This window comes from Rouxiella silvae (genome assembly GCF_002093625.1).
Classification (GTDB): Bacteria; Pseudomonadota; Gammaproteobacteria; order Enterobacterales; family Enterobacteriaceae; genus Rouxiella; species Rouxiella silvae.
Genome location: NZ_MRWD01000053.1, coordinates 1 through 21991, shown reverse-complemented (window position 1 = coordinate 21991; position 21991 = coordinate 1). Strand labels below are relative to the sequence as shown.

General features: G+C 49.2%; 18 protein-coding genes and 1 riboswitch. Of the genes, 12 read left to right on the top strand and 6 right to left on the bottom strand.

Annotated features, from left to right (window positions below):
* Positions 1-79: 79 nt before the first annotated feature.
* Positions 80-1036, bottom strand: a complete 957-nt coding sequence (locus BS639_RS19100) for an aldo/keto reductase (RefSeq protein ID WP_055781739.1) — start codon at positions 1034-1036, stop codon at positions 80-82.
* A 441-nt stretch (positions 1037-1477) separates the two neighbouring features.
* On the opposite strand from BS639_RS19100, the gene mdtD reads away from it, so the two are divergent.
* The 12 genes from mdtD (at position 1478) to BS639_RS19040 (ending at position 15611) form a co-directional block, all read left to right on the top strand.
* Positions 1478-2932, top strand: coding sequence for a multidrug transporter subunit MdtD (gene mdtD, locus BS639_RS19095; protein ID WP_055781736.1), 1455 nt, complete (start codon positions 1478-1480; stop codon positions 2930-2932).
* Entirely contained in the window at positions 2929-4320 is a 1392-nt protein-coding gene (gene baeS, locus BS639_RS19090; RefSeq protein ID WP_055781733.1) for an envelope stress sensor histidine kinase BaeS, read from the top strand. Before mdtD ends, baeS begins: the two co-directional genes overlap by 4 nt.
* Complete coding sequence (gene baeR / locus BS639_RS19085) at positions 4320-5039, top strand: envelope stress response regulator BaeR (protein ID WP_055781730.1); 720 nt, start codon at positions 4320-4322, stop codon at positions 5037-5039. Before baeS ends, baeR begins: the two co-directional genes overlap by 1 nt.
* Before the next feature lie 119 nt (positions 5040-5158).
* A complete protein-coding gene (locus BS639_RS19080) occupies positions 5159-5497 on the top strand; it encodes a YegP family protein (RefSeq protein WP_055781726.1) in 339 nt (112 codons plus the stop codon).
* 224 nt (positions 5498-5721) lie between these two features.
* Entirely contained in the window at positions 5722-7101 is a 1380-nt protein-coding gene (gene trhP / locus BS639_RS19075) for a prephenate-dependent tRNA uridine(34) hydroxylase TrhP (RefSeq protein ID WP_084984057.1), read from the top strand.
* A 416-nt stretch (positions 7102-7517) separates the two neighbouring features.
* Complete coding sequence (gene yegS / locus BS639_RS19070; protein ID WP_055781719.1) at positions 7518-8417, top strand: lipid kinase YegS; 900 nt, start codon at positions 7518-7520, stop codon at positions 8415-8417.
* Positions 8418-8603: 186 nt separating this feature from the next.
* Positions 8604-9818, top strand: a complete 1215-nt coding sequence (gene manD / locus BS639_RS19065; RefSeq protein WP_055781715.1) for a D-mannonate dehydratase ManD — start codon at positions 8604-8606, stop codon at positions 9816-9818.
* Between the two features lie 29 nt (positions 9819-9847).
* Positions 9848-10861: a Zn-dependent oxidoreductase gene (locus BS639_RS19060; RefSeq protein WP_055781710.1), complete on the top strand. Its 1014-nt coding sequence runs from the start codon at positions 9848-9850 to the stop codon at positions 10859-10861.
* Between the two features lie 174 nt (positions 10862-11035).
* On the top strand, positions 11036-12325 hold the full coding sequence (locus BS639_RS19055) for an MFS transporter (protein WP_084984056.1): 1290 nt from the start codon (positions 11036-11038) through the stop codon (positions 12323-12325).
* Positions 12326-12390: 65 nt separating this feature from the next.
* Positions 12391-13737, top strand: coding sequence for an MFS transporter (locus BS639_RS19050; RefSeq protein ID WP_084984055.1), 1347 nt, complete (start codon positions 12391-12393; stop codon positions 13735-13737).
* Positions 13738-13863: 126 nt separating this feature from the next.
* Positions 13864-14550 carry a GntR family transcriptional regulator gene (locus tag BS639_RS19045; protein ID WP_055781701.1) on the top strand — a complete coding sequence of 229 codons (687 nt, stop codon included), beginning with the start codon at positions 13864-13866 and terminating at the stop codon, positions 14548-14550.
* A 116-nt stretch (positions 14551-14666) separates the two neighbouring features.
* Positions 14667-15611 carry a hypothetical protein gene (locus tag BS639_RS19040; protein ID WP_233427711.1) on the top strand — a complete coding sequence of 315 codons (945 nt, stop codon included), beginning with the start codon at positions 14667-14669 and terminating at the stop codon, positions 15609-15611.
* Here the strand turns inward: BS639_RS19040 and thiD are convergent.
* From thiD to BS639_RS19015, 5 genes are all read right to left on the bottom strand, one after another.
* Entirely contained in the window at positions 15596-16414 is an 819-nt protein-coding gene (gene thiD, locus BS639_RS19035) for a bifunctional hydroxymethylpyrimidine kinase/phosphomethylpyrimidine kinase (RefSeq protein ID WP_084984054.1), read from the bottom strand. The two genes, BS639_RS19040 and thiD, sit on opposite strands and share 16 nt — an antisense overlap.
* Positions 16408-17217 (bottom strand): hydroxyethylthiazole kinase, encoded by an 810-nt coding sequence (thiM, locus tag BS639_RS19030; RefSeq protein ID WP_084984053.1) that lies wholly within the window; start codon positions 17215-17217, stop codon positions 16408-16410. Before thiM ends, thiD begins: the two co-directional genes overlap by 7 nt.
* A 34-nt stretch (positions 17218-17251) precedes the next feature.
* Positions 17252-17353, bottom strand: a riboswitch (TPP riboswitch).
* A 73-nt stretch (positions 17354-17426) separates the two neighbouring features.
* A complete protein-coding gene (locus BS639_RS24765; RefSeq protein ID WP_139804146.1) occupies positions 17427-18107 on the bottom strand; it encodes a hypothetical protein in 681 nt (226 codons plus the stop codon).
* Between the two features lie 204 nt (positions 18108-18311).
* Positions 18312-19622 (bottom strand): sigma-54-dependent transcriptional regulator, encoded by a 1311-nt coding sequence (locus tag BS639_RS19020; RefSeq protein ID WP_084984051.1) that lies wholly within the window; start codon positions 19620-19622, stop codon positions 18312-18314.
* A 12-nt stretch (positions 19623-19634) separates the two neighbouring features.
* The gene (locus BS639_RS19015) at positions 19635-21473 is read right to left on the bottom strand and encodes an ATP-binding protein (RefSeq protein ID WP_084984050.1); all 1839 of its coding nucleotides are present in this window, start codon (positions 21471-21473) and stop codon (positions 19635-19637) included.
* Positions 21474-21991: the final 518 nt, after the last annotated feature.

Here is a 21991-nt window from a genome sequence, read left to right as displayed (position 1 = left end):
AATAAAAAGCGCCTGACTCACTTCGGCGCTTTTTTATTTCTACGGCTTACGAATTTAATTCTAGAATCAATTCAAAGCATTATTCCCAGGCACTGGCCTGATCAAGTGCCTCGATATCCTGCTTGTCGAGCTTCAGTTTAGTGGCCAGCGCCAGGTCATCAAGCTGCTTGATCGAGGTGGCACTGACGATAGGTGCCGTGATGCTTGGACGAGCAATCAGCCAGGCAAGCGAAACCTGCGTTGGAGACGCATGATGTTTCTCGGCAACGTTATCCAGCGCCTGAATGATTTTATGCCCGCGATCGTTTAAATACTTATCAACCACGCCGGCGCCGCGCTTACTCTTGCTGGCATCCTCTTTGCTGCGATATTTACCCGACAGGAATCCGCTGGCCAGTGAATAATAGTTGATCACCCCGACACCGTGTTCAGTCACGACCTTTTCCAATCCTGACTCATAGTCTTTGCGGTCGTAAAGATTGTATTCCGGCTGCAGGGTTTCATAGCGCGCCAAGCCCTGCTCTTTGGACACTTTTAGCGCTTCGGCAAAACGGGTAGCGGAGTAGTTGGAGCCGCCGATTGCACGGACCTTACCCTCTTTGATAAGTGCGTCAAAGGTGGCGAGGGTGTCGGACAGCGGCGTATCTTCGTCGTCTTTATGTGCCTGATAAAGGTCGATGTAGTCAGTTTGCAGGCGTTTTAGCGAATCTTCTACCGACTGTCTAATATAGCTCGGAGACAGGCCTTTCTGACCGTCGCCCATCTCCATACCGACCTTGGTAGCCAGAATGATTTTGTCACGTTTGCCGCTGGTTTTTAGCCAGTTGCCAATAATGGTTTCCGACTCTCCGCCCTTATTACCTTCGGCCCAGCGTGAATAGACGTCGGCGGTGTCGATGAAGTTAAGCTGGTGGTCCACTAGCGCATCAAGAATGCTGAAAGAGGTAGACTGGTCGATTGTCCAGCCAAATACGTTCCCACCAAAGGTCAGCAATGGAACCTTAATACCGGAACGACCCAATTCTCTTTTACTCATCATGCTCTCCTTTACCCGATGACTCATTATGAATGAAGAATTTAATTAGTCTGCGAATCACAGCATTAACCTTAGCACCTCAGCGCTGATAATACCCAGTGATGATCGCTGCAATTAATTGTCACGCAATGAAAAGGACTCCTTAATTCCTCCATTTTTCAACCTACAGACTTCGTTAAACTGGTTAACGATGCAAAAATGATTTCTGCTCGCACACATAAAAAAGAAAAACAATCAGCCTGTTGTCATATCGACCGCCAAGGATGGCCTTTAAGCTCCCCGCTGGCCGTGTTGGTTCAATATGCCACCTCTCTCCAGCGGCCAGCCAATGCTTTTATCTTCTGTACATTTCTACTGGTGTTGGGCCGGTGAATGAAGGCAAAATTAACGCCGTGAACGAAAATTCAATCAGGCACTCATTTTATTAGGCATTACGAATCGATGACCGAGTCTACAGGCACCACCCTACCTATTTCTGTACGCTGGCAGCTATGGATTGTCGCCTTCGGCTTCTTTATGCAGTCACTGGATACCACTATCGTCAACACTGCCCTGCCCTCGATGGCCGCCAGCCTTGGCGAGAATCCGCTGCATATGCAAAGTGTGGTTGTTGCCTACGTGCTTACCGTTGCCGTGATGCTACCTGCCAGCGGCTGGTTGGCCGATAAAGTCGGCGTTAAGTGGGTCTTTTTCTCGGCTATCGTGCTGTTCACCCTAGGCTCACTGTTTTGCGCCCAGTCCACCACGCTGCAACAGTTGGTGATGTCGCGGGTGCTTCAAGGGATTGGTGGCGCCATGATGGTGCCGGTTGGGCGGTTAACGGTCCTAAAAATTGTGCCGCGCAGCGAATACATGGCGGCGATGACCTTCGTGACGCTGCCCGGCCAGATTGGCCCTCTCATGGGCCCGGCTCTGGGGGGTTTTCTGGTGCAGTACGCCAGCTGGCACTGGATTTTTCTGATTAATCTGCCAGTCGGGCTTGCCGGTGCTATTGCCACTGTCATGCTCATGCCCAACTATAAAATGCAGACTCGTCGTTTCGATATCAGCGGCTTTATTATGCTGGCGGTGTGCATGGCGACCTTAACGCTGGCGCTTGAGGGTAATCGTGGACTTGGTCTTTCGGCGTGGATGCTGACGGCGTTGGTGGTGACCGGCGTAGCGTCACTCGGCGGTTACTGGCTTCACGCGCGCGGGAACCTTTCAGCCTTGTTCTCGCTGCGCCTGTTTCATACCAAAACTTTTTCTATCGGCCTGACCGGCAGTTTTCTCGGCCGTATTGGCAGCGGCATGTTGCCGTTTATGACGCCGGTATTTTTACAGCTCGGCATGGGTTTCACGCCGTTCCACGCCGGTTTGATGATGATTCCTATGGTGCTGGGCAGCATGGGAATGAAGCGCATCGTCGTGCGGCTTGTCAACAAGCTCGGCTACCGTAAAGCGCTAGTCAGCGCCACGTTGCTGCTCTCAGTTATCACACTGTGCATGCCGCTGGTCGCTATTTACGGCGCATTTTGGATGATTCCCGTGGTGCTGTTCTTCCAGGGGATGGTTAATTCGCTGCGCTTCTCGTCGATGAATACCTTAACGCTTAAAGACCTGCCGCCTCGTCTCGCCAGCAGCGGCAACAGCCTGCTGTCAATGATTATGCAGCTTTCAATGAGTCTGGGTGTCAGCGTCGCCGGTATTCTAATTGGCCTGTTTGCCCACCAGCAGATTGATCCCGGCAGCGCCACCATGCACAGCGCCTTTATTTATTGCTATATGTGCATGACGCTGATCATTGCCCTTCCCGCCTGGATATTCATGCGCGTACCGGATGAATCCCAGACCAATGCCCTGTTAGACCGCCGTCGCAATGCGGCGGCCTCTGCTGATCCTGCGAGCAAATCATGAAACCAGGTATAACCGCCAAGCTGTTTCTGGCGATCTTTTTGACCTGCAGTCTGGTGATGGTCACCATGAACTGGGGCGTTCGCATGAGCTTCGAGCGTGGATTTATCGATTATATCCGCCACGGCAATGAGCAGCGGGTTGAGATGATTGCCGACTACCTCCAGCAGCAGTACGAGCAGCACGGAAACTGGGATTTCGTGAGAAATAACGATAAAGCTATTTACCAGATGATGCGCACCTTCGACCAGAACGATGAAAATGGTCAGGTCATGCCGCCGGTCGGCTGGCGTACAAAATTCTGGATACTCGATAACTGCAATCACCGGATAGCCGGTTCTGAGTCAGAGATCCCCTATGACCTCGTGGGGTCGGGGCGCATCATGTTGGTTAACGGGACGTTTATCGGCACCGTTGTCTCCACGCCCGCCGAACGGCTAACGCGCAATGCCGATATCAACTTCGATCAGCAACAGCGCCGCACCAGTTGGATAATCATGGGTTTCACCACGCTTTTGGCGGCAGCGGTAACCTGGCTGCTGTCGCGAGGCATGCTGGCACCGGTGAAACGACTGGTTAAGGCCACACATCAGCTGGCGGCAGGTAATTTCAGCAGTCGCGTTGAGGTCGGTACGCAGGACGAACTCGGGAAACTGGCGCAGGACTTTAACCAATTGGCCATCACGCTCGAGAAAAACGAACAAATGCGGCGGGCGTTTATGGCCGATATTTCCCACGAGCTGAGAACGCCGCTGGCGGTGCTACGCGGCGAGCTTGAGGCGATTCAGGACGGCGTTAGAAAAATGTCACTGGAGTCGCTTTTCTCGCTACAGTCAGAGGTCTCGATGCTCACCAAACTGGTTGACGACCTTTATCAGTTGTCGCTGTCCGATGCCGGTGCGCTGGCCTACCGTAAAGAAGAAACGGACGCGGTGCACCTAATTCAGCTGGCTGAAGCGGGTTTCCGCGACCGTTTTAATGCCAAGGGCTTGACGCTGCAAAGTCAGCTTCCCGACAATGCCCCCTTATTTGGCGATCCGCATCGGCTTTCTCAGCTGTTTAATAATTTGCTGGAAAACAGCCTGCGCTATACTGATTCAGGAGGTGGACTGGAGATTATTGCCACCCGCCGCGACAAGTTCCTGCAAATCTACTTTCAGGATTCAGCGCCGGGCATTAATGAAGAACAGTTGCAGCGCATTTTCGAACGTTTTTACCGTACAGAAGGTTCACGCAATCGCGCCAGCGGCGGTTCCGGTTTGGGGCTCGCCATCTGTCAAAATATTGTTGAAGCGCACGGTGGCAAGATAAGCGCCGAACATTCGCCAAACGGCGGCGTCAGAATGACCCTGCTGCTTCCGCTTTCAATTCCTATCGGACAAAGAATTTAATGAATGAATTCGTTAACGCTGAAAACCAGCCACTCAAGATCCTGATTGTTGAAGATGAACCCAAGCTTGGGCAACTGCTGGTCGATTACCTGCAAGCGGCGGGATATGCCACAGAATGGCTGACCAACGGTAACGACGTTGTGCCTTTGGTGCAGTCCAATCCGCCCACGATGATCCTGCTGGATTTGATGCTGCCCGGCAGCAGCGGCCTGAGTATTTGTCGCGACATTCGCCAGTTTTCAGATATTCCGATCATGATGGTGACCGCTAAAACTGAAGAGATTGATCGCCTGTTAGGCCTGGAAATCGGCGCAGATGATTACATCTGCAAACCCTACAGTCCGCGCGAAGTCGTGGCGCGGGTTAAAACGATTCTACGTCGCTGCTACCGCCCGGCCGAACCGCTGGCTGACGGTGTGGGTCTGCACATTGATGAAGGCTGCTTCCAGGCTCATTATGAGGGCGTGGAGCTTGACCTCACTCCTGCCGAGTTCCGCCTGCTTAAAACACTGTCGATAAAACCCGGCTACGTTTTTACCCGTGAAGCACTGCTCAATAACCTCTACGATGATTATCGCGTAGTGACCGACAGAACCATCGACAGTCACATTAAAAACCTGCGCCGCAAGCTTGAATCAATCGACGGCGACAAAGCCTTTATTCGCGCGGTCTATGGCGTTGGCTACCGCTGGGAAGCCGATCCTTGTCGGCTGACATAAGTCTGTTGCCTAGGTCACAAATTTGCCTGAAAATCGCCAGTAACGGAGTTTTACACGGGTTGAAAATCCATCATTAGCTACACTTGAAGATGGATTATTCACCTACTGGAGATACCTTTATGGCGACAGGTCATTATGATCTTAAAAAAGCGAAGAACGGACAGTTTCACTTTAACCTGAAGGCCGGTAACGGAGAGATTATTCTCAGCAGCGAAATGTACGCCAGCAAGGCATCTGCCGAGAACGGGATCACTTCGGTACAGATTAATGCCACCGATGAAGGACAGTATGAGCTTAAGCCCTCCAAAGACGGCCAGCACTATTTTGTGTTGAAGGCAAAAAATCATCAGGTCATCGGCGTCAGCGAAATGTATACGGCAACCAGTGCGGCCCAAAAGGGCATGCAGTCGGTAGTCAAAAATGGTCCAAGCACGGACGTTCGCGACTTGACTCACTGAAGTGAAATGACACGTTAAACGACGACGCTGTTCACCACGAGCAGCGTCAATATAAATCAATTACCCCTAAAATTGATCTGGCTCAAACACCCTGCGAATAACCGTCACTGCCCGCTTCTTTTCACTTTTTTCATCGATACAATTGCGGCCTTCCGCCGCCGCATAAAACGTCGCGGCCTTTATTCCATCATTTCTCATCAATGAAAACGCAGACAAGAATGGCTATGTTCACTCCAGAATTACTTTCTCCCGCCGGTACGCTGAAAAACATGCGCTACGCTTTTGCCTACGGCGCAGATGCCGTGTATGCCGGTCAGCCCCGCTACAGCCTGCGCGTACGTAACAACGAGTTTACTCACCAAAACCTGGCGCTGGGTATAAACGAAGCGCACGCGCTGGGTAAAAAGTTTTATGTAGTGGTCAATATTGCCCCACACAACGCCAAGCTAAAAACCTTTCTGCGTGACCTGCAACCGGTGATTGAAATGGGTCCCGATGCGCTGATCATGTCCGATCCCGGCCTGATCATGATGGTGCGCGACGCCTTTCCCGATATGGATATTCACCTGTCAGTACAGGCCAACGCCGTCAACTGGGCGACGGTAAAATTTTGGCAGCAAATGGGACTGAGCCGAGTGATTCTCTCGCGCGAATTGTCTTTGGAAGAGATAGCTGAAATACGTCAACAGGTTCCCGAGATGGAGCTTGAGGTGTTTGTACACGGCGCGCTGTGCATGGCCTATTCCGGCCGCTGCCTGCTTTCGGGTTACATTAATAAACGCGACCCAAATCAGGGAACCTGCACCAACGCCTGCCGCTGGGAATATAAAGTACAGGAAGGCAAAGAGGACGCGTTAGGCAATATCGTTCATCAGCATGACCCCATCGCAGTGAAGCAGGTCGAAACCGACGCGCCAACCCTGGGTCTCGGTCAACCCACAGACCGGGTGTTTATGCTGGAAGAAGCCCTGCGCCCCGGAGAATATATGAGTGCTTTCGAAGATGAGCACGGTACCTACATTATGAATTCCAAAGACCTGCGCGCCATCGAACACGTCTCAAGCCTCACAACAATGGGCGTGCATTCGTTGAAAATTGAGGGCCGCACCAAGTCATTTTATTACTGCGCCCGCACCGCGCAGGTTTACCGACGCGCCATTGACGACGCCGTAGCGGGAAAACCTTTCGACCCTAACCTGCTCACTACCCTAGAAGGGTTAGCGCATCGTGGCTATACCGAAGGTTTTTTACGCCGCCACGTGCATCAGGCGCAGCAAAACTATGACTACGGCTTTTCAGTGAGCGACCGCCAGCAGTTTGCCGGAGAATTTACCGGCGTGCGCGGCAGCGGAAAAAACAGCGGCTGGGCTGAGGTGGATGTCAAAAATCGCTTCTCCGTTGGTGACAGCATAGAGATCATGACGCCCGAAGGTAATGTGTCGTTTTTCATTGAGCAGATGCAAAACAAAAAAGGCGAACCGATTGATGTAGCACCAGGAAACGGTCATTTCGTTTATTTACCCATTCCTAAAGAGATACCGTTGGCGTTCGCTATTTTATTAAGAAACCTTATAAATAGTAATACGCGTAATGCACAGTCGTAATTAAAGCAATAAATAGGGTCGAAATAGCTTTTTTATTTCGACTTTATTCTCAAAAAGTAGAATCTGATCACAACTCGGCCTGATGCTTTTGGTTATTATATTTTCCGCAGCAAGACCCTCGAATGAAAAAGAACCGCATAAACTTAATGTCACCACCTCTTCGCCGGTCCAAACACCCTTGGGCTGGCATTATTTTATTATTAAAATTTAATTTAATTAATCATCAATCTCCCCTCTTCTATTAATAAATTAAATATATAAAGTATTTTGAACTTTATAATAGTCACATCTATTTCATTCTTATTAAAATAACTCTCATTACTCTATTCATGCAGATTTCCCTGAAAATTCCGATGGCTATTGGCCCCTCAAATCATCTACTTTATAATCACTGGATCGGTAAGCATGGAGGGTGCATGACTAAAAAAACACAAGCACTGCTGATTTTAAATGGAAAAGGCGCGGGCAATGAAGCACTGCGCGAAGCCGTTTATCACCTGCGCTCTGAAGGTGTAGAACTTGAGGTGCGTGTGACATGGGAACACGGTGATGCCGCACGCTACGTGGCTGAAGCCATCGAACTTGGCGCAGACACGGTGATTGCCGGCGGCGGTGACGGCACCATTAATGAAGTCGCGACGGCGTTAATTGCTCATCCGCAGGCATCACGCCCGGCGTTGGGGATTATTCCGCTTGGCACCGCTAACGACTTCGCCACCAGCTGTGGCATTCCGCTAGAGATGGATCAGGCGTTAACGCTTGCGGTACATGGACGAGCCACTGAGATCGACCTCGCGAGCGTCAACCGCGAGCGCTATTTCATTAACATGGCTACCGGCGGTTTTGGCACGCGCATTACCACCGAAACCCCCGAGAAACTCAAATCGGCACTTGGCGGTGTTTCTTACTTCATTCACGGCCTGCTGAGAATGGACACACTTAAAGCCGACCGCTGTGAGATAACTGGCCCTGACTTCAAATGGGAAGGCGATGCGCTGATTATAGGCATTGGCAACGGCCGTCAGGCCGGTGGCGGACAGGAAATTTGCCCTGAGGCGCTGATTAACGATGGTCTGCTACAGCTGCGTCTGCTGACTGCCGAGGAGCTTCTGCCTTCATTTTTACGCAGCCTGCTCAATGGTGAAGAGAACAAAAATATCGTTTCGACCTCTCTGCCTTGGCTGGAAATCAACGCACCACATGATATGACCTTCAACCTTGACGGTGAACCGCTGACCGGCAAGCATTTTCGCATCGATATCTTACCCAATGCGCTGCAGTGTCGACTGCCGCCTCATTGTGCACTGCTGGGCTAACGCCCGGCGGTTTCTCTCACACACACTATCTCTACTCCCCTCTTCTTCTGCACTGCAAATAACAACTGCGCAACAAACTGTGATCTCAACCTGCAAAAATCGATCTGCATACTTGTATGGTAGTTAGGTAAGGGCGTATTTTTTAACCAATGCACCACACTCTCTTCCTGCAAAAGGTCTTGCCTGATGAAAATAGTCAAAGCTGAAGTCTTTGTTACCTGCCCAGGTCGCAACTTTGTTACCTTAAAAATCACTACCGATAGCGGCCTGACCGGCTTGGGTGATGCCACACTGAACGGTCGCGAACTGCCGGTCGCGTCTTATTTAAAAGATCACGTTTGCCCACAGCTCATTGGCCGCGACGCCCATCAGATTGAAGATATTTGGCAATTTTTCTATAAAGGTGCCTATTGGCGTCGCGGTCCAGTGACGATGTCGGCAATCTCGGCGGTGGACGTTGCCCTGTGGGATATTAAAGCTAAAGCCGCCAATATGCCTCTTTATCAACTACTTGGCGGCGCATCCCGCACCGGCGTGATGGTCTATTGTCACACTACAGGTCAATCGATTGACGAAGTCCTCGACGACTATGCGCGCCACAAAGAAGAAGGCTTCAAGGCGATCCGCGTGCAGTGCGGCGTTCCCGGCATGAAAACCGGCTACGGCGTGACCAAAGGTAAAGGGTTGGCCTATGAACCAGCAACCAAAGGCAACTGGCCCGAAGAACAGCTGTGGTCAACGGAAAAATACCTCGATTTCACGCCAAAGCTGTTTGAGGCAGTGCGAGAAAGATTTGGCTTTGACGAACACCTGTTACACGACATGCACCACCGCCTGACGCCTATCGAAGCTGCCCGCTTTGGCAAAAGTGTTGAGCAATACCGTCTGTTCTGGATGGAAGACCCGACGCCTGCCGAAAATCAGGAATGCTTCCGACTAATCCGCCAGCACACCGTGACGCCGATTGCAGTCGGTGAAGTGTTCAACAGCATTTGGGACTGTAAGCAACTGATTGAAGAGCAGTTAATTGACTACATTCGTACCACTATAACCCACGCGGGCGGCGTGACCGGTATGCGCCGCATTGCCGACTTTGCCTCGCTTTATCAGGTACGCACCGGTTCACACGGCCCTTCTGACCTGTCGCCTATCTGCATGGCGGCGGCGCTGCACTTTGACCTGTGGGTACCAAACTTTGGCGTGCAGGAGTACATGGGCTATTCAGAACAAATGCTGGAAGTGTTCCCACACAGCTGGACTTTTGACAACGGCTACATGCATCCGGGGGAAAAACCGGGGATTGGCATCGAGTTTGATGAAAAGCTGGCGGCCAAATACCCCTACGACCCTGCCTATCTGCCGGTCGCCCGTCTTGAAGACGGCACGCTGTGGAGTTGGTAAACAATGTGCCGCTTATTGAGAGAAATGCTATGAAAAGTATCGTTATTCAGCAGCCAGGAAAATTGGTTATCGAAACACGCCCGATGCTGCAACCGGCGCCTGGCGAGGTTCGCATCAAGGTAAGCTACGCCGGTATTTGCGGCTCGGATGTGCATATTTATCACGGCCACAATCCGTTCGCGAAATACCCACGGGTGATTGGACACGAGTTTTTTGGTCACATTGACAGCGTTGGCGAAGGCGTTGACCCTTCACGCATCGGCGAGAGAGTGGTGATTGACCCCGTGGTCAGCTGCGGCCACTGCTACCCGTGTTCAGTGGGTCGCCCCAACGTTTGCAGCGAGCTACAGGTGATAGGTGTGCACCGCGACGGCGGGTTCAGCGACTACGCCGTGGCACCGGCTCAAAACGCTTATCAAGTTCCGGACTCAATTCCAGATCAGCTCGCCAGCATGGTCGAACCCTTTACCATTGCGGCCAATATTACCGCCTTTCTGAAGCCGACCCCAACGGACACCGCCCTTATCTTCGGCGCGGGGCCGATGGGCTTGACGGTTATTCAGGTGCTAAAAGGCGTCTATGGCGTTCAAAAAGTCATTGTTGCAGACAGAATTGAAGAACGTCTGCAAATGGCGCGTGAAAATGGCGCAGACTGGGCCATAAATAACCAGCATAAGTCGGTGACAGAACAGTTGGCGGCTGAAAATATCCGCCCGACGTTGGTTATTGACGCGGCCTGTCATCCATCAATTTTGCAGGAGGCGATTAACGTGGCCTCACCGGCAGCGCGCGTAGGCATGATGGGATTCTCAGGTGAAGCCTGTAGCATTACGCAGCAAAGCATTACCAGTAAAGAAATCTCGCTATTTTCTTCACGCCTCAATAGTCATCGTTTTCCGCAGGTTATTGAATGGATGTCCGAAGGGAAAATCAGTCCCGAGAAATTGGTCACCCACTGCATGCCGGGTGAAGACGTTGAGGCTGCCATGACCTTATTTGAGAAAGACCAGCGAGCCTGCTGTAAAGTTCTTCTCAAATTCTAACATCGACTTTGGCAGGTCATTATTTATTGGCCTGCCCACCAGGGTAATTAGTTAAAACACGCTTTTTATAGCAATGAAAATTTATTAGCGAAATTTTATCCGATATAACCGTTTTTATCTGAAAGAGAATGATTGAACGCATCACTATTAAAACTACACCAAGTGGAGCTGAAAATGTTTAAGAACCTACGCTGGACCATTGTACTCCTGCTGTGTCTGGTCTACATGATAAATTACCTCGATCGCGTTGCGCTTTCGATTACTGTACCGATGATAGAAAAAGAGCTAACAATTAATCCTGAACAATTCGGGATGATATTTGGCAGTTTCTTCTTCGGCTATGCAATATTTAACTTCATTGGTGGACTGGCGGTTGATAAATTCGGTCCAACCTTAGTATTAGGTTTAGCCGTAGGACTATGGTCAATATTCTGCGGCATGACCGCGATTGCGACCGGTTTTTACTCCATGCTAATCCTGCGCGTGCTGTTTGGTATGGCTGAGGGTCCGATCTGCGCGTCGGCGAATAAAATGATTAACGGCTGGTTCCCCAAGAAACAGGCGGCTACGGCGATGGGGCTACTCAGCGCAGGCTCTCCGCTCGGGGGTGCTGTAGCCGGTCCTATCGTCGGCTATCTGGCTATCTCTTTTGGCTGGCGCCCTGCGTTTATGATCATCGCCTCGATTGGCATCGTCTGGATGCTGGTGTGGTTCTTTACCGCCTCCGACAACCCAGAAAAAAGCAAGCGTGTCAGCGAGCGTGAGCGCCAGTTGGTTAACCAGTTAAAGTCCGAAAAAATTAATGACGAAGAGGATTTAACTCAGTCGGCGCATACGCTGGGCTACTACCTGCGTCAGCCTATTATCTTGGTTACCGCCTTCGCCTTCTTCTGCTACAACTATATTTTATTCTTCTTCCTGAGCTGGTTCCCAGCCTATTTGGTTCAGGCACACGGGTTAAATATTAAAGAGATGAGCCTGACTACCGTTATTCCCTGGATTGTCGGCTTCTTCGGCCTGGCGTTAGGCGGTATTATTTCGGATAAAATATTTAATATTACCGGCCGCTTATTACTGTCGCGAAAAATTGTCCTTGTGGTCAGCCTATTGGCGGCGGCGATTTGTATGGCATTGGCGGGCGTAGTCACAAGCGTTGTGCCCGCTGTAATACTTATGTCGATATCGATCTTCTTCCTTTACACCACCGGTGCGATTTATTGGGCCATTATTCAGGATGTAGTGCATAAATCTAAAGTCGGCAGCGCCAGCGGGTTCATTCACCTCATCGGCAGCATATCCGGCATTATTGGCCCGGTGGTAACCGGATTTATCGTGCAAAACACCGGCCATTTCGACAGCGCATTTATTCTGGCCGGCGGCGTTGCAGCCGTGGGTGCCATTCTGGTGTTCTTTGTCATCAAGCCACCTAAGCACCAGCCTGCTGCACGGATCTCACACTCTTAAGTGCTGCCCCCGACGCGTTCCGTCGGGGATTTACAACACCCTAGTTACACCTGGAGCACCCTACAATGACACAGGTTTCAACCTCGTCTCACGCCGCCATGACCCGAGAAGAACGCTCAGTATTAAAACGCGTCGCCGGGGCCTCGGCAATCGGTACCGCCGCTGAATATTATGACTTTTTTGCTTATGGAACCGCGGCAGTGTTGTTCTTCGGCCAACTTTTTTTCCCCAGCGCCGATCCGCTGGTCAGTACCTTGGCGGCCTTTGCTACCTACGCCGTCGGTTTTCTGGCTCGCCCTCTCGGCGGTATTGTCTTTGGGCATATCGGCGATAAAGTCGGGCGCAAAAAAGCGCTGGTGATAACTATTCTGATCGTCGGATTAGGCACCTTTTGTATCGGTCTGCTGCCCACCTACGAGAAAATAGGTTACTGGGCGCCCGTGCTGCTGATTTTTATTCGCGTACTCCAGGGCTTCGGCGTAGGCGGTGAGCAGGCAGGCGCCGTGTTAATGACCGCCGAATATTCGCGCCCAGAGCGACGCGGCTTTTTTGCAAGTTGGGTACAAATTGGCGCACCTCTGGGCTTTTTGCTCCCCTCCGCACTGTTCGCAGTGCTGAATGCACAGCTCAGCGCCGAGCAGATGCTGGCCTGGGGATGGCGTATTCCTTTTTTGCTCAGCCTGCTGTTGGTCATTGTCGGTCTGTTTATTCGTTTAAGAATCGATGAATCGCCAGTTTTTGCCGAGATCCGTAAAACCAAAGCGGTAGAATCCCAGCCGGTGCTTGAAGTCATTCGCCGTTATCCGGGCATTATCGTCAAAGGCGTGTGTGCCAAACTGATTGAAGCCTGCGCCTTCGCCATGTTTACGGTCATCGTCCTAGCCTTTGGTAAGGCGAATCATCTCAGCGCCAGTATTCTTCTCGACACGATGATAGTAGCGGTCATTCTCGAGATTTTTTCTATTCCTCTGATGGGTAAACTCTCGGACAAAGTCGGGCGTAAACCCGTCTATATGGCAGGCGCGCTGCTGTTAGTGGTGGGAATTATTCCGTTCTTCCTGGTGCTCAAACAGGATACTTTCTGGATGACGCAAATCGCTATGATCCTGGCCCTCACCTTCGGCCACAGCATGTGTTATGCCCCACAAGCATCGTATTTCCCCGAACTGTTCCCAACGCGCATCCGCTGTAGTGGGATCGCGCTTATCTGGCAAATTGGTTCGCTGATTGGCAGCGGCGTGCTGGGATTAGTGGCGGTTAAAATTCTTCAGGTCAGCGGCGGGGATTATCACGGACTGGCTATCTATATGATGGTTCTCGGTATTATTTCAATGATCGGGCTGATGATGATGCCCGAGACTGCGCCTGAGGTCCGGGGCAGCGAATACCACAGTTGGGGAGAGAAACGCTAAGTTCGCCCGGGCCAGACACTGGCCCGGTCAACCCCTTTTGCACTCCGCCAACATTATCCATGTCAAAACCTCTTGGAAAGTCATGCTATTATGGAGTTATCTCATTCTCACACTATAGCCTTCGCCATGTCAGAATCTTATGAGTTGAACGGTAACGTGCCGGTAAACCAGCAAATTTATCGCACGCTGCGTCAGGATATTGTGGCCTGCATTATCCCGCCCGGCGCCTTTCTTTCCGAAAAAGAGATTTCGGCGCGTTTTAACGTCTCCCGTCAGCCGGTCCGCGAAGCCTTTATAAAACTGGCTGAGGCCGGTCTGGTTCAGGTTCTGCCCCAGCGCGGCACGTTTGTGATGAAGATTTCTGCCAAGCGCGTCGCCGACGGTCGCTTTATCCGCGAAGCGCTTGAAACCGCGGTTATTCGCCGCGCCGCTTCGGTGGTGACCGATAGCGACCTGGCGCTGCTGGCGCATAATCTCCAGCGGCAAGAGCTGGCGGCCAAAAGTCATCAAGCACAAGAGTTTCTTCAGCTTGACGATGAATTCCATCGACTGATCGCTCAAATTATTGACTGCCGTCTGGCGTGGGAAACCATTGAAAATATTAAAGCGACCATGGACCGCGTACGGTTTTTTTCGCTCAGCAAAGTGTCACCTCCCGAGAACCTGATTGCCCAGCACTATAATATTTTTGCCGCCCTGAAAGAGCGCAATCCCGATGCCGCCGAACAAGCCTTGCGGGCCCATCTGCAGGAGATGATCTTCTCGATTACCCCGATTGCCGAGCAAAACAGTGAATGGTTTGAGGCCGAATAACTCAAACGATCAAGAGAGAGATTGAGATCCAGTCCACGGTTCAAGCAGCTCATCGATAATATGTATAACAACTTGGAGTAAGCTATAAACCATTACTCTTAGGCAGGATACGTGCAATGTCGGTTATTGATGCTGTAGTTATTGATGCTGTAGTTATTGATGCGGTAGTTATAGATGCAGTAGTTATTGATGCTACGCAGACTCCGCTGCAAAAACTCTATTATGCCGCAGACAATACGCTGCCTCTGTCCCAGCTTGATGAAGAGAAAATTTGTCAGATAGCGCGCGATCTGGACAGTGTTAGCAGTGAGAAAGAGCACTACGTTACCGGTTGGATGGGGCTTAATTCCGTCGTTCTGGTGCGTAGCTATCAAAACAAACGCGGCAGCGCCGACGGGCTGGTAATGACCCGCGGTAATCACTATCGCCTAAGCGTACAGTCAGTTGTTTTTCGCATTCCTAAACCTCTGCTGTGGGTCACCTTCCGCCGCCGCCCGAGGACCATGAAAGTCATCACTTACAACCGCCTAGACACCCCGCAAAACGGCATGCAGCAGTACCAAAACATTCTTGAACCTGAGCTTAAAGAAAGGCTGGAAGCAGACTGGCGTGACCTTAATGACTATCTCGGCATGGCTTGCTGGCAGCGGGAAAATAACAATCCCCTATGGCAAGCGCTGCAGAGGGATATTTCAGCCGACCGATTGCTGTTGCTGTGTAAGCATCCCGTTTTTAGCAGCCGAAAAATGCAAAAAGAGGGTGAGTTTGCAGGACTGTGGCAGAAGGATATTTTTATCGCCCACCGCAATGATGGCGCAGCGGCCATTCTGCTGTCTTGGAAAGACCCGCAAACCGGCGACGTTGCCAGTTATCTGTTTGAGATATTAGCCAAAAATACCGGCCCTACTCGTCTTCGCCTGTCGCTCAGGCCGCGCAAACAGGAAAAATTTTATCCGTTAAATCCCTTTGACGCCCAGCATCTGTTCGATGCCAGGCAACTGTTTGAACGGGCAGAAAGCGTGTTAGAAAGCAGCGCTGACAGCTCTCACCACCAGCGATGAAAATGATGTACCGGGCCAATGCCTTCACCCACTTCCAGGGAGTCGGCTTGCTGAAGTGCCTTTTGCAAATAGTCCTTGGCAGCGGCAACGGTTTCGGGCCAGTTGGCTTTTCTTGGCCGAATCGCCGCCAACGCCGCACTGAGGGTACAGCCAGTTCCGTGCGTATGCCGAGTGGCGATGCGCGGGGCAGTAAAGCGCTCGCGATAGTAAGCGGTCATTAACCAGTCCGGACTCTCGCTGTCGCTCAAGTGCCCCCCCTTCATTAGTACCGCCTCACAGCCCAGCGCCAACAGCGCTTCCCCCTGACGACACATCTCACGTTCGTCGGTGGCAACCGCGCAGCCCAGCAGCGCCGCCGCCTCCGGCAAGTTAGGGGTAATCAGTGAGACCTGCGGTAGCAGACTGCGGCGCAGCGCCTCCACCGCGTCCGGCATCAGCAGAGGATCGCCACTTTTCGCCAGCATCACTGTGTCCAGCACCACATAGGCTGGGGCTTTTTCCAGCCTGCGGTAATAGCGTAAACGCTCGGCCACTGCTTCCACCACTTGGGTGTTTGCCAACATGCCTAGTTTGGCACTGTCGATGCGCACGTCAGAAAGCACTGAATCGAGCTGTGCGCCGACAAAATCAGGATCAATATTGTAGACCGACTGCACGCCGCGCGTATTCTGCGCCACCAGTGCGGTGATAACGCTGGTGCCATATGCCTCAAGCGCTGAAAAAGTTTTCAAATCTGCCTGAATACCTGCCCCACCGCTGGGGTCAGTGCCAGCAATGGTTAACGCGTTAATTCGCTTTACCACTGCGCACCTCCGTTAAGTTTTTCAGCATCCAACAGGTAGAGATGGTCGATAAACGCAGGGGTAAAAGTGCCCGGCCCCTTGGCCTCACGGCTGGCTAATTCACCGGCGCAGGACATCACCCGGCACGCCGCCGCGACGTTCGATAACCTGTCTCCAGGCAAAGAAACGAAGGCAGCAACCACCGCTGAGAGCGCACAGCCGGTTCCCACTACGCGGGTCATGAGTACATTTCCGCCAGGGATTGCCCACTCTTTTTCACCGTCGCTGACGTAGTCAATTTCACCGGTGACAGCGACCACCGCGCCGGTTTGACGCGCCAAGGCTCGGGCAGCGGGCAGCGCGGCAAGTGACGTGTCGGCGCTGTCAACGCCGCGACCCGACGCAGCCAAACCGCTAAGTGCCATTATTTCAGAGGCGTTTCCGCGAATGGCGGCGGGCGTAAACCTGATTATTTCCTGACAAAAATCTGAGCGCCAACTGATTGCGCCTACCGCTACCGGGTCAAGCACCCAGGGTTTCTGCGCTTTATTGGCGGCGTGAATAGCAGCAAGCATTGATTCGGCGCGAGACTCAGTAAGTGTGCCAACGTTAACCAGTAACGCACTGGCAATAGTGCTGAACTCGGCGGCTTCACGCGGGTCAATCACCATGGCAGGTGAAGCACCCAGCGCCAGTAAAACGTTGGCTGTGATCGACTGCACCACGTCATTGGTCATGCAGTGAACCAGCGGTGAGGTTTGACGAAGCTGTTGCAAGGCATCCGCAGCCGTCAGGCCGGGAAAAACGGAAGGTCGAGTGGTCATAAAGCTCCCAACCGGCGATCAAGAAGGGGTACCGGTTGAGATACCACGACTTCCCTACGCTGGCATTATCCAGATCAGGTTTTACGGGTATTTCTCAGCCAGCCCTCTATGAGGAACGGCACCCCGAGTCATAACTCTTAAGCCTCGTAGCATACGGTAGGTGCCTGCCTCACTACAAGCCACTCTTTTAATGGTGTTGTTTTTAAACCCTACCAGTCAGAATAACTGCGGTTATTTGCATCACGGTAGTAAACGCCTATTTTTTCTATTTCTCCGGGTTTTAATTGCACGCCAACCACTTTGGGGCCGGTAACGCCTAAGTCAGCATTCCCGTTAACTGAGGGTTTATAAGGTGAGCCCTGCAAGATACCAGGCCATACCCGCTGTACAACATTTACAGATTCAATCATATCGCGTAATACTGGTTGTAGATATTCGTGCATGGGCGGCACATAGCGCTCCTGGTGAACTAACCCACTATTGTATCTAATACCTGTATTATCATCATCACAGACGTTCATCATTCCCCCCGTATAGGGTCTCCAGATCCCCAATGATTCACGCAAAGCCACCCGGGCTGCTAATCCCCCTTTTCTATTATCTGTTTCAGTAAAAAAAGCACCACCATGGCCTCTATTATTTTTAAGCATTGGCTTTCCGGAAAGAAGATTTGCTTTAAACTCCTTAATGACATCAGATTGACGCTTATTAAAATCATCCCTGTAGGAATGATATTGTTTAGGACACGAATTACTTTTTATTATAGCCGGTGAAGATAAAACCCTGCAAATAGAGTTCCATAAAGATGTTGCCGCATGTTTTACTGTATTGAACATACTAGTGTAAACTTGTAGCAGTGATGCAACTTGGCTAGACGATGTCGGAATCATAAAAACCTCTCCATTGATATTTAAAAATCCATTATTTTTTCATATTCCAAGGCAACCACTAAATGATTTCTTTAATTCAGATGACCCTATGGCTTTTAATATAACATGAATGACGAAAAATATTTCTTGGCTTGTGTTGCATTATTGATACTTATTATTAAATAAAGCATTAAAAACTAAATCAGTATAATTAATTAAAAATTATTAAATTTTATATTTTTTCATCTTATCAAACAAAGTGCTTTTGGCTATGTTTAATTTTTTAGCCGTTTGGGTCAAATTTCCATTTGAATGCTTCATTTCAGAAACGATCAAACCACGCTCATACTCCTCAACCCGTTGTTGTAACGATAAATTATTGTCAGCCTTTATGAATACTGGTTCAGTAATCCCTAATACGAAACGTTCGGCCTCATTACGTAATTCACGCACATTGCCGAGCCAAGGCAGGGTCATCAACTGATGTAGCTTATGTTCTTTAATCTCAGGCAGCGGTCTCTTTAAATCGTCGGCTGCCTTGTTGACGAATACGGCAAACAGCAGCGGAATATCCTCAACCCGATCTCTAAGCGGTGGCACTTTGATATTAATGACGTTAAGGCGGTAATTCAGATCTCCGCGAAACTTACCCTGTTCGGCTAAAAGAAACAGATCTTCTTTAGAGGACGAAATGACTCTAACATTGAGAGATATTTGTTCGTTTGAACCCAGTCGTTCGATCTTTTTTTCCTGTAAAAATCTAAGCAACTTAATCTGAGAAAACAGTGGCATACTTTCAATTTTATCAAAGAACAAAGTCCCGTTGTGTGCATACTCCAGCTTACCAATTCTTTGTGTGGTCGCGCCGGGAAAAGCGCCTATTTCATGACCAAAAATTTCGCTGTCAAATAATGACTCCGGCAATGCGGCACAATTTATGGCAACAAATGGGCCTTTGCGTCCGCTATGTTCGTGAATACATTGAGCCAAGAGTTGTTTGCCTGTTCCGGTTTCACCACAGATCGTGACATTTGCAGGCGTACCCGCTATAAATTTTATTTTTTCTTTGATCTCAAGAGTTGAAATTGAATTGCCTATTATTTTATTATCAAGAGAATTGGCATCGACCAGCTTTCGTCTTAACTCGTAGACTTCTTGAATAAGTCGACGTTTATCAAGCGCTCGCCTAACGGTATTAATAATTTGCTGCGCGGAAAAGGGTTTCTGTATAAAATCATAAGCACCACTTTGTATCGCCTTGACGGCAGTCTCTATATCGCCGTGTCCGGTAATAATGATCACCGGCAAGTCCGGATAGGCAATATTGATCTTCCGCTGAAATTCAGTACCGCTCACGCCGGGAAGGCGCATATCAGTGACAATTATCCCATGATGCTCAAAATCTATTAAATATTTTTGTGCTTCTTCTACTGAACTGACACCTAAAGTGTTAATTTTCTCTAATTTCAACGTTTGCAACACCGCCAACTGCAAGTCTGCATCGTCTTCTATAAGTAAAACATCAATGTTATTCATATTTTCACTCAATTAATCTAGGCTATGCAGAGGTAAGATAATAGTGAAACAGGTTCCTTTTTCTAATTGCTCCACGCTTAACTTCCCATTGAACGAATTAATTATGTCAGCGGATATGGCCAGCCCCAGCCCTAAGCCACTGCTTTTTTTAGTAGTGAAGAAAGGTTCAAAAATATTTCCAATAATGGCATGGGGAATTCCTGGGCCATTATCTTCAATTTTAATAACAGCCTGATCGCCCTCATTATACCAACGCGCGTTAATAAAACACTCACCGCTAATACCTTCCATTGCATCAAGACCGTTGTTAATAATGTTGACTAAAACTTGTTCAAGGCGAATATTATTGCATAAACACCGGACTTCACTTTTGGGAGGAATGCGTACAAAGGTTGTTTTACCTTGGTCGAAACGGTGCGCCAACAGTACCATTGCATTATCAAGGCTGGCTGAAATAGAGACAGGGCTCGTTGAGTCATCGCTATTGCGCGAAAATGATCTCAACTGATTGCTCAATCTACCAATAAACTGTACCAGCTTAGTCACTCTTTTGAGATTACTCTTCACGTCATCGACTTGCCCAAGCTCAAGAAAACGTACAGAATTTTCGGAAAGAACACTGAGTGCAGAAAGTGGCTGATTAATCTCATGAGCAAGACCGGCCGAGAGTTGGCCAATCACCGCCAATTTTTCACTGCGAATGAGTTCGTTCTGCATACTTCGCAACTTTCGCTCTGAATTAATGCGCTCTTTTATCTGCTCAGCGAGGCTTTCATTTTTGATTTCCAACTCATGGCTTCTTTCTTTAACAAGCCTGTCCAAGTTTATGTTGGTGTCCTCAAGCATTTTTTGGCGCTCAAGTTTAAGACTGGTTATTTGCTGTTTTTGCCTGAAGATTAAAATAGCGATAAAGACAAGCGTGGTAATAAAGAAACCAAACGCGGCATACAAAGAGGTATTAAAAAGTAATGAGTTAATCGGTGATAGCTGTGCCAGTGTTAAATTTAACTGTGGGAGGTAGTAGTTAACCTGGATGTAATGCTTTCCTTGATATAAGACATCATAAGTTTGATCGGTGATTTTTCTTTTTACCATCCCATCTACAGGAAGGATGTTCTTATTATTATACCTATGTGTTTTTAGTAACTCTTTCTGCTGAGTATCATCAAGATTTATTAATGAGTGATAAAGCAGCCCAGTATCGTTAGAATTAACAATGACGTTATTGTCGTCAAAAAGAAAAACTTTATCACCATAGCGAGAATGCGGCGTTAATAACGTATCAACGTCAATTTTAACCGCCACCACGCCCAGTTTCTTACCCTTAGTGTAGATGCCATGAGCCTGATAATAACCTGGGATAGAATCCGTTGTGCCGATCCCATAAAAATGCTCAGTATCGCCTTCTTTCACATTCTGAAAGTAAGGCCTGAATTGAACATTATGGCCCACTAATGTGTTGGGGGACATTGCGTCGCTTGAGGACACTATCATGCCATCGGCATCGACAATAAAAATATCCAGAGCACCGACACGATGCCTGATACTCGCAACCAGCGTGTTGACCTTTTCTCTTAACGAGTCTGAGTATTCGTCTATTAAGAACTGCTTGACGTTATCATCTAATGATAGTGCAAAAGGAATAAACTCGTAGCGGTTAATATTAAGTGTTAATTCACTACCGGCCTGAATAAGTGAGGTTTTAATAATTGACGTTTGCGCTTCAAGCTTACATCGTGCAATGTAGTGACTCGAAAAAATAATGACTACCAACATCAGAAAATAGAGAATAATAAATAGCTTCATATTGCGACGTGATTGTATTGAAGAATCTATTTTTTTTGCTTCCATTTTTATCTCTTCTCACTTTTCACATCATCAGTTCCTCTTGGTATAAACAATAAAATACCAAGAAATGCTTCAACATCGCGAATCATCCAAAAACGATAATCACTTCACACTGGCATAATATGTTCTTATGACCATTATTCATAGTCAGATAATAGGGTATTAGCGGATAATTTCGTATGTTCTTGCAACAATACCTAAACGCAGTGCCAGAAAACACGACCGATGGAAGCCTGAATGACCTCCACGCGATAAATATCATCTCTGAGGAGTAGAGAATCCTTACCCGTTCGGATTTCCGGAAAAAAGGCCATGACGTCGTACGGATATCCGGACGTTTTATGACGTGTAAGAAAAATAAATCCTGCTAGTACTACGTCTTTTTGGCCAAAAATAACGTTATTATCGTCGCAGTTAACTCAATAAAAAATATGCTTATAAATCATAGCTTTGTGCAAATAAAAACATTAATTGATTTGTTAGGCGCCAAAATCAAACTACTTAACCACATGATTTTAAAG